We start from the raw sequence: 7339 nt of genomic DNA on the forward strand, positions 1-7339 counted from the left end.
TCGCCTCGGGCAGGTTGCGCTTGAACCAGCGGTCGAGCCGGATGCCGTCATCCTCCGCGTCCACCGTGAACTGGCGCACATCGTCACTGAACGTCTCGGTCATACCGCGAGCCTCACGAGCCAGAGCCCGGCGAACAGGGCCGCGACCGACGCAACGACCGAGACCAGCGCATAACCGGCAGCGAGCCCCATCGCGCCGCGCTCGATCATGTTCGCGGTTTCGAGGCTGAACGCTGAAAAGGTCGTGAAACCGCCGAGGATGCCGATGCCGAGAAAAAGCCGCCAACCCTCACCGCCCGTGCCGAAGCGCGCGAGCAGCCCGGCAAGGATGCCCATCGCCAGCCCGCCGAGGATATTCGCCGTCAACGTGCCCCAGGGAAACGCCGGGCCGAACTGGTGCAGCGTCCAGCGCCCCAACAGGAAACGCAGTCCCGCGCCGATCGCGCCGCCCGCCATGACGAGAAGGAGATGAGGCATGGGCGCGATCTAGCCGAGTGCGCGGCGCACCGCCAGTGAGGGTTTGATTGTCAGAATTTTCCGCTCGGAAAATCGCGGCACCGGCCCGCTCCCCCTCCCGACCTCCCAAACAGGGTACACTCATGGGAGGTCGGGAGGGGGAGCGGGCCGGTGCCGCGCCGAGCCGAAGGCAAGGTCTGACAAAAGAAAACTGCGGCGCTCGACCGTCAGGTCGAGTCTGACAAAAAAACTACCGCCCCGCGCTCGTTACCACATCTACCGCCGTGCCGCCGCCGCGGCGCGGGGCGAAGATGATGTAATAGGCGCCTTCGTCGCGTTCGCGGAAACCGCCGAGCACGTTATTGTTATGCCGCAGCTGATGTTCGGACGAATAGCCGGCGCGGATCGCGCGCGTGTAGTACCAGTCGATCAGGCGATCCATGTCCGCCGACGAGCGAAAGCTGACGACGCGCATCCGGCATCCGGACTGGTTGAAACCGGCCGCCTCGACGACTTCGGAGCCCGGATAGGGATTGAACTCGGGCGGCAGCGACGACGCCCAGGCCATGCCATATTCGACCGTGCCGTCGCAGACATCGAGATCGGCGGCCTGGCTGTCTGCCATTCTGCCGAGCGTCGTTTCGCCGCGACCGGCGCTGCGGCCGTCGCGTTCCCGGCCGACCGTCGGTTCGGGCGCGGAGAGCAGGCGGCGCGCATCGATCGCCGCCTGCGCGTCGCTGACCGTATGCAGGGTTTCGGGGATCGGCGCGCCGCTCACGGCATCGCCGGGCAGCGCGGCATTGGCGTTGGACTGACCGGCAAGATCCTGATCGACCATGATCTGGTCTTCGAGCGCTGTCGTCAGCGCCGGATCGCTATTGTCCGCCTCGCCGAGCAGCGCTTCGTCCATCGCATCGGCATCGGTCTCGGCCTGCTCGCCCGTGCCGCAGGCGCCGAGCGCCAGGCTCAGTGCGACGGCCGCGCCGCAGGCAAAATTCTTCGCGCGCATCTTCCGCTTCTCCCAGTCAGGAGCGGCAGATGTCGCGCGAAAAGGTTATCAACGCATTGAGAAAAATGGTTAACCGGTAACGTTCCGGTAAGTTTTCGCCCGGTTAACCCTCTTTTGCCGCGCCGATCTACTCTTCGGCCACCTGCCCATCGGGCGTGAAGCCGGTCGCCTTGACGATCACGGAATGGCCGCCGCCCATCGCATCGCCGATCGTCGCCTGCAGGTTCGGCCGAAAATCCTCACCCTGCCCGGTCACGCCGAGCTCGCGGATTTCCATGCCCTGTTCGCGAAACGCGTCCTCATAAAAGGCGAGCAGGTCCATCGGCGATATCGAATCGTCGACCTGATAGCTGACATAGGGCGTGCTGCCCTCGTCACGCGCGTCGAGCGTGTCGGTCCGCGCTTCGGGATGCAGCGGTATCGCGGTGGTAATGCCCGTCGTCAGATCGGCGTTGAAGCTCTCGTCATCGGCGCGATAAGCGTTGACGATATTGCCGTTGATCCGGATCGACTGGCCGGTCTCGGTGCGGATGCCGGCCGAGATGACACGCATGCTGCCACTCTGTGCGATATAGTCGCCATAAAACTGGGCGATCTCAAGCTTGGGCGCATCCAACCGATACTCATAGCTGTCGGCGAACACGGCATGTTCTTCGACAGTGGCTTCGTCAGCACCGGGAAATAGCGGGCCGCCATGCGGCAGGAAGCTGTAGTCGGGCTCCGCCGCGTTCTCCTCGGCCGCCGCGTCCGTCGCCTCATCCTGCGCATCGCCCTCCGCCGTGTCGCCGCTGCATGCGCCGAGCGCTGCTACTGCCGACAGCAGCATGATCGTCCTCTTCATGTTCCCCCTCCAATTGCCCTATGGATTGAGGGAGTTAAGCGGGCATGGGCGGCAATTGCAAGTTCCGCTCAGCCGCCCTCGCCGCCGATCACAGAAACCGTCGTGCCCTGTCCCGGCACTGCGGTCGCCGAGATCTGGACGCCGCCATTGCCGTCGGCGCGTTCGCCGACGATCATCTGCGTTTCGCCCATATCCATCGTCGCGGCGATCTCGAAACCGCCGGCTTCGAGCGCGTTCCGATAGAAGGTAATGACGTCGGCTGGCGCGTCGGAGGTGGTGAAGCTCGAAACCTGCCCCGATCCGCCGTCCCGGCCGGTTGCGTTCATCTGAAAACCGCCGGCGCCGCTGGCACCCGGATAGGACGGCAGACCCCCGGGCATGGCCGTGCCGGCATCGCCCGTCGTGACGACCGTTTCGCCGTCAGCGCGGCGATAGGTGGTCGTCCCGCTGCCGTCGCGCTCGACGCGCACTTCCTCGCCGTCCGGCCCGCGATAGACCTGTTCGTTAGGTCCGCCACAGGCCGCCAGAGTTAGCAGGCCGAGCGCCGCAATCGCATATCCTTTCCGCATCGACATAGTCCCCTTTTCTGTCGTCGTCCTGACGCTTTTGCCCCATAGCGCCCTTGAATGACAGCTTGGAGTGACCCATATCACTAATACAGTGATTTTTCAGGGAAGGTGACGACGGATGCTCAATATTCTCTCGATCCTGGCGGGTCTGCTGGCGGCGATCCTCGCCTTTGTCGGGCTCATTCCGCTTCTGGGCTGGGTCAACTGGTTCATGCTGCCCGTCGCCTTTATCGGGCTGATCCTCGGCGTCCTGTCGGACGGCAATCTCGGCCGCAATCTCAACATCATCGTGCTGATCGTCGGCGGGCTGCGCCTGATGCTCGGCGGCGGCATCATCTAGCCGCGCGCGCTTCGCCCGCTAGGCGAACCCCTTGCCCGCGTCGCGCGGCTTGTGGCGGATCAGGCGCGAGGTTTGCACCGCGGCCTGGCGATGGATAACGGCTTTGCGGTAATCGGGATCGGTGACCATCTCGAGGAACGCGCCGGCGCTCGGATAATAGGCGACGAAAGCCGTGTCCCAGCGCTCGTCCTCGGGTCCGATCACGATCGATTGCGGCTCGCCCGACCATAGGACCGTACCGCCGACCCGCTCAAAGATCGGTCCACTGTCGCGGCCATAGTTCGCATACGCCTCGGCGCCGCTCAGACCCGTTCCGGCCAGCGGATGATCGTCGGGATAGGCGGCTTTCTCGCGGAACCGCACAAGGTTCAGCATCGCCACCGGCTCGTCCCGGTCCAGCGCCTTGAAGGCATCGAAATTGACCCGGCTCGGGTCGACATAATTTTCATCGCTCATGCGTCAACCGTCGCCTGCGAGCGTGCCAGCGTCAAGGTGCGGGACCGCGGCGCCCATCCGCTTGCGCCGCGCGGCGTTTCGCGGCACAGTCGGCGTCATGGGAAAAGCACGATGGATTGCCGCCGCGGCGGCCGGCACGGCGGCAGTGGCCGCGGCCGCCTATTATCTGAACGAGCGTAACAGCGAGAAGCCCGAGTACGACCTGCTCGTCGAGGAGGGCCGCTTCGCCCTGCGCGCCTATCCGGCAATGATGATGGCCGAAACGGTGCAAGCCGGCCAGCGCGAGACGGCGCTCGGCAACGGTTTCCGCGTGCTCGCGGACTATATCTTCGCGCGCTCGCGCCCCGGCAAGAAGATCGCAATGACCTCTCCGGTCCTCTCCGATCGCGCGCAGGAGGGCGACGGGTGGCGGACCCGCTTCGTCATGCCGCGCAAACTGCACAAGAGCGAGTTGCCCGATCCCGCGCCTGGCGTGGAACTGACCGAGCAGCCCGCGCGCAAGGTCGCCGCGATCCGCTTTTCAGGCAGCGCCGACGATGCGATGCTGGCCGAGAATGAAGCAATCCTGCGCGAATGGATGGCGGCGAACAGTCTCGAGCCCGCCGGCGATGCCGAATATGCCTTTTACAATTCGCCCTTCATCCCCGGCCCGCTGCGCCGCAACGAGGTCCTGATCCCCGTCGCCTAGCCGCCGCTTAGAGCCTTTTTCCGTAGCGCTTCAGTGCGATATTGCCCGCGATGATGATCGCCGCGGCGGCCATCAGGAAACCGGTCAGCCCGCCGATCATGATGGCGAGGATCATCGCGAACCCGAACGCGCCCATGCCGATCGAGGCCGGGTTGAGGCCCTCCTTGCCGCTGGCGCTGCGCAGCAGGCCGTCCATCCGCGTTTCGAAATCGTCGAGCGTCCTGATTTCGGACTGCTCTTCATGCTTGGCCTGCGCCGACCCGATGGTCTCCGCTTCCGCCGGACGCTCGATTCGGCGCGTCGTATGCGCGCTCGGATTCATGTCGCGGGCCTGCTTTGGCGGCAGATTGGTCGCCGTCTCGAGCACGATCAGCTTCCGGCCGCGTTCGATAACCTTATACTGCGTCGGCGGTGCGTCCACTCATCCCTCCGCGGCCCGGGAGCCAGACGATCAGTCTAAGCCGGGGGACGCGGCAGGGAAAGTGTTGGCGATACGAAAGCGCCGGCTATTCGCAACGCGAGTCGCTGCGGTCGATCTCGCGGCCGATCAGCGCGCCCGCGACGCCGCCGATGATCGTACCGGTGGCGCGGTTGCGCCCGCCGTCGATCTCGCGGCCGATGAGCGCACCGACACCGCCGCCGACCAGCAGGCCGACCGTGCCATCGTCGCGGCGGCAGCGATAGCGGCCGTGGCGATCGCGCCAGACGCGGCCGCGATAATAATCGTCGTCGTCGTCATCATAATAGGCGATCTGGGTGAAGCCCTGTTGCGGGGCGGACCATCCGTCGGCAGCGGCGGCCGGCGCGGCGAAGGCCGCTGCGGCAAGAGCCGCGGAAGCAAAGATTTCAGTGCGCATCGATCAATCCTTTCGGCGATGAGTATGTCAGTTCGTCCCCGCGCAAACAATTGCTAACAATCGCGACCTGAACGGCGGGCAACCGCTGGGGCGGCCGCGACCAGCGGTTCGCCATGCGCGACGAATGGCGGGCGCCGCGATCAGTCGTCCGCGCGTTCGAACCGCTGTTCGTTGCCCAGTTCCCAACTCTCGCCGCCATCGGTCGAGATCTCCATACGGGACCGGAAACTGTCTTCCTGCACGTCATAGCGCGTGAAGCGCAGCATCATCGTGGTGCCGTCGGCCATCGGCGTGTTCGGCGTCGTGCGCGTCTCGCTCGTGTCCGGCCCCACCATCCGCCACAGATGCCCGTCCGCGGCGACCGAGGTCATCTCGATCTCGCTGCGGCTCGGCCGCACGAAGAAGAGGATGGCGGACGCCTGGTTGAGCTCGGGGATCGCGCTCATGCCCGACACCACCCGATCGGGCACGACCCAGCCGAAGCGATACTGCCCGGTAAAGGTGCGCTGGACCTCGCCGTCCGGCCCGATGAAATCGGTTTCGACGTCCCACAGGCCGATCACATGGCGAAGCTGCTCGACGGCTTCCGGGGCAGGCTCGGGCGGAGCCGGGTTCTGCGCGGCAAGCGGTATGGCGGCACCGGCCATGGCGATGGCGGCGATGATGGACAAAAGCGGGCGCATGGTCGTCTCCCTTTGACGCAGCGCCCTGATGGCAGGAAACGGGGCGAATTGCCCAGCCTTTTTCGATGGATGACCAACTGAGATAGCTGGACAAATGGTGCAAAAATCGACGTGCCGGGGCGGGACCGTCCGGGTTCAGGGGAGGGGCGAACGGCGTTCGTCCGCCCCGGCACCGGGCGATGGAGACCTTAGCGGTCGACCGCGCCCAAGATCACACGGCCCTCGCGATAGCCGCGTTCGGCCATCTCGCCGGCATAGTCGCTGCGCGCATCGGCCAGTTCGTTGCGATATTCGTCCCAGGCGTCGTTGCGGTCTTCGGGATCGGTCGCGCGGGCGAGATCGCTCTGCAGCTCCTGCTCGGCTTCGCGGATATCGGCGAGATAATCGAACCAATAGTCATTCTCGACACCCGCGATCGGCGCGCGGAGCGGCTCTTCGGCGGACCGGTAGTCCCGATCGTGCGCGGCGGCAGGGGCGGCGATCAACAGGGCCGAGCCCAGGGCAAGGATAGTGTTACGCATTACTAGTCTCCTCATACTGGCGACCGGACAATCATGCGGTCGGGAAACCAACGCGCGGGACGCCACGCCCGGTTCCAGTCGTGCGGCCAGTGGAGCGGTGTGCGCGACAAGCGGCCATCATATGCCGCCCGCTGGAACGGGCAGCCGCTATGCGGTAGAGATCGGCTCCGCGCCAATGCAGGAGCCTCGCCATGACCCGGGACAAGCGGATCGACACCCATATCGAAGAGCGCACGGCCGCCTTCGCGCAACCCATCCTGCGCCACATCCGCGAAACCGTGCATGGCGTGGACGAGGGGATCGAAGAGGGGATCAAATGGGGCGTGCCGGCCTTTCTCTATGACGGCCGGACCCTGGCGATCATGGCGAGCTTCAAACGCCATGCCGTACTCAGTTTCTCGCGCGACAAGGAGTTCGACCTCGACGGATTGGGGCTGGAGGACAAGGCCGGAGAGGCGATGGGACGGCTCGGCCGGATCGAGAGCATGGACGATCTCCCGCCCGACGATGCGATCGTCGCGCTGACCCGGCAGGCGATCGCGCTCGAAAAAGCGGGGCCGCCCAGAAAGGCGACGAGACCGGCAATCGAGGTCCCGCCGCTGCCGGAACCCTTCGCCGAGGCGCTCGCCGCTGATACGAAGGCCCGGACCGTTTTCGACGGCTTCCCGCCCGGCGCGCAGCGCGACTATGTCGAATGGATCGCCGGCGCCAAGCGCGAAGCGACACGCGACAAGCGGATCGCGACGGCCATCGAATGGCTGGCCGAGGGCAAGAAGCGCAACTGGAAGTACGAGAAATGCTGAGCGCGGGAATTTGATCGTCGGAATTTCGCTTACGGGAAATCGCGGCAGGATTCTTTGTCAGACTCGACCTATCGGTCGAGCGCGGCACCGGCCCGCTCCGCCCTCCCGACCTCCCA

General features: G+C 65.5%; 12 protein-coding genes. 3 read left to right on the forward strand and 9 right to left on the reverse strand.

The features are described from left to right. Positions 1-99: 99 nt before the first annotated feature. The 4 genes from crcB to ACTS1Z_RS06540 all read right to left on the reverse strand — a co-directional run bounded on the left by crcB (position 100) and on the right by ACTS1Z_RS06540 (position 2875). The gene (gene crcB / locus ACTS1Z_RS06525; protein WP_442623642.1) at positions 100-477 is read right to left on the reverse strand and encodes a fluoride efflux transporter CrcB; all 378 of its coding nucleotides are present in this window, start codon (positions 475-477) and stop codon (positions 100-102) included. Positions 478-706: 229 nt separating this feature from the next. After that, on the reverse strand, positions 707-1465 hold the full coding sequence (locus ACTS1Z_RS06530) for a hypothetical protein (RefSeq protein ID WP_442623643.1): 759 nt from the start codon (positions 1463-1465) through the stop codon (positions 707-709). Between the two features lie 127 nt (positions 1466-1592). After that, positions 1593-2306, reverse strand: coding sequence for a hypothetical protein (locus ACTS1Z_RS06535; RefSeq protein WP_442623644.1), 714 nt, complete (start codon positions 2304-2306; stop codon positions 1593-1595). 68 nt (positions 2307-2374) lie between these two features. Then, a complete protein-coding gene (locus ACTS1Z_RS06540; protein ID WP_442623645.1) occupies positions 2375-2875 on the reverse strand; it encodes a hypothetical protein in 501 nt (166 codons plus the stop codon). Between the two features lie 118 nt (positions 2876-2993). Here ACTS1Z_RS06540 and ACTS1Z_RS06545 point away from each other — a divergent pair, with 118 nt between their 5' ends. Next, positions 2994-3215: a hypothetical protein gene (locus ACTS1Z_RS06545; RefSeq protein WP_442623646.1), complete on the forward strand. Its 222-nt coding sequence runs from the start codon at positions 2994-2996 to the stop codon at positions 3213-3215. A gap of 18 nt (positions 3216-3233) precedes the next feature. Here ACTS1Z_RS06545 and ACTS1Z_RS06550 read toward each other — a convergent pair whose 3' ends face one another. Beyond that, a complete protein-coding gene (locus tag ACTS1Z_RS06550; protein WP_442623647.1) occupies positions 3234-3671 on the reverse strand; it encodes a DUF1330 domain-containing protein in 438 nt (145 codons plus the stop codon). Between the two features lie 97 nt (positions 3672-3768). Here ACTS1Z_RS06550 and ACTS1Z_RS06555 point away from each other — a divergent pair, with 97 nt between their 5' ends. Then, positions 3769-4359 carry an SOUL family heme-binding protein gene (locus ACTS1Z_RS06555; RefSeq protein WP_442623648.1) on the forward strand — a complete coding sequence of 197 codons (591 nt, stop codon included), beginning with the start codon at positions 3769-3771 and terminating at the stop codon, positions 4357-4359. A gap of 7 nt (positions 4360-4366) precedes the next feature. Here ACTS1Z_RS06555 and ACTS1Z_RS06560 read toward each other — a convergent pair whose 3' ends face one another. The 4 genes from ACTS1Z_RS06560 to ACTS1Z_RS06575 form a co-directional block, all read right to left on the reverse strand. Beyond that, a complete protein-coding gene (locus ACTS1Z_RS06560) occupies positions 4367-4780 on the reverse strand; it encodes a hypothetical protein (protein WP_442623649.1) in 414 nt (137 codons plus the stop codon). A gap of 85 nt (positions 4781-4865) precedes the next feature. Next, positions 4866-5216, reverse strand: a complete 351-nt coding sequence (locus ACTS1Z_RS06565) for a glycine zipper 2TM domain-containing protein (RefSeq protein ID WP_442623650.1) — start codon at positions 5214-5216, stop codon at positions 4866-4868. Between the two features lie 140 nt (positions 5217-5356). Continuing rightward, positions 5357-5899 (reverse strand): hypothetical protein, encoded by a 543-nt coding sequence (locus tag ACTS1Z_RS06570; RefSeq protein WP_442623651.1) that lies wholly within the window; start codon positions 5897-5899, stop codon positions 5357-5359. Between the two features lie 188 nt (positions 5900-6087). After that, a complete protein-coding gene (locus ACTS1Z_RS06575; protein ID WP_442623652.1) occupies positions 6088-6420 on the reverse strand; it encodes a hypothetical protein in 333 nt (110 codons plus the stop codon). A 191-nt stretch (positions 6421-6611) separates the two neighbouring features. Here ACTS1Z_RS06575 and ACTS1Z_RS06580 point away from each other — a divergent pair, with 191 nt between their 5' ends. Next, the gene (locus tag ACTS1Z_RS06580; protein WP_442623653.1) at positions 6612-7223 is read left to right on the forward strand and encodes a YdeI/OmpD-associated family protein; all 612 of its coding nucleotides are present in this window, start codon (positions 6612-6614) and stop codon (positions 7221-7223) included. Positions 7224-7339 lie beyond the last annotated feature (116 nt).

It is taken from the genome of Parasphingopyxis sp. (assembly GCF_052168295.1).
In the GTDB taxonomy this organism is placed as follows: Bacteria; Pseudomonadota; Alphaproteobacteria; order Sphingomonadales; family Sphingomonadaceae; genus Parasphingopyxis.

Bases quoted from the DNA above. Each gene is read 5' to 3' on its own strand.
- ACTS1Z_RS06545 (WP_442623646.1), top strand. From the start codon at position 2,994: ATGCTCAATATTCTCTCGATCCTGGCGGGTCTGCTGGCGGCGATCCTC.
- ACTS1Z_RS06530 (WP_442623643.1), bottom strand. From the start codon at position 1,465: ATGCGCGCGAAGAATTTTGCCTGCGGCGCGGCCGTCGCACTGAGCCTG.
- ACTS1Z_RS06575 (WP_442623652.1), bottom strand. From the start codon at position 6,420: ATGCGTAACACTATCCTTGCCCTGGGCTCGGCCCTGTTGATCGCCGCC.
- crcB (WP_442623642.1), bottom strand. From the start codon at position 477: ATGCCTCATCTCCTTCTCGTCATGGCGGGCGGCGCGATCGGCGCGGGA.
- ACTS1Z_RS06565 (WP_442623650.1), bottom strand. From the start codon at position 5,216: ATGCGCACTGAAATCTTTGCTTCCGCGGCTCTTGCCGCAGCGGCCTTC.
- ACTS1Z_RS06535 (WP_442623644.1), bottom strand. From the start codon at position 2,306: ATGAAGAGGACGATCATGCTGCTGTCGGCAGTAGCAGCGCTCGGCGCA.
- ACTS1Z_RS06555 (WP_442623648.1), top strand. From the start codon at position 3,769: ATGGGAAAAGCACGATGGATTGCCGCCGCGGCGGCCGGCACGGCGGCA.
- ACTS1Z_RS06570 (WP_442623651.1), bottom strand. From the start codon at position 5,899: ATGCGCCCGCTTTTGTCCATCATCGCCGCCATCGCCATGGCCGGTGCC.
- ACTS1Z_RS06550 (WP_442623647.1), bottom strand. From the start codon at position 3,671: ATGAGCGATGAAAATTATGTCGACCCGAGCCGGGTCAATTTCGATGCC.
- ACTS1Z_RS06580 (WP_442623653.1), top strand. From the start codon at position 6,612: ATGACCCGGGACAAGCGGATCGACACCCATATCGAAGAGCGCACGGCC.
- ACTS1Z_RS06540 (WP_442623645.1), bottom strand. From the start codon at position 2,875: ATGCGGAAAGGATATGCGATTGCGGCGCTCGGCCTGCTAACTCTGGCG.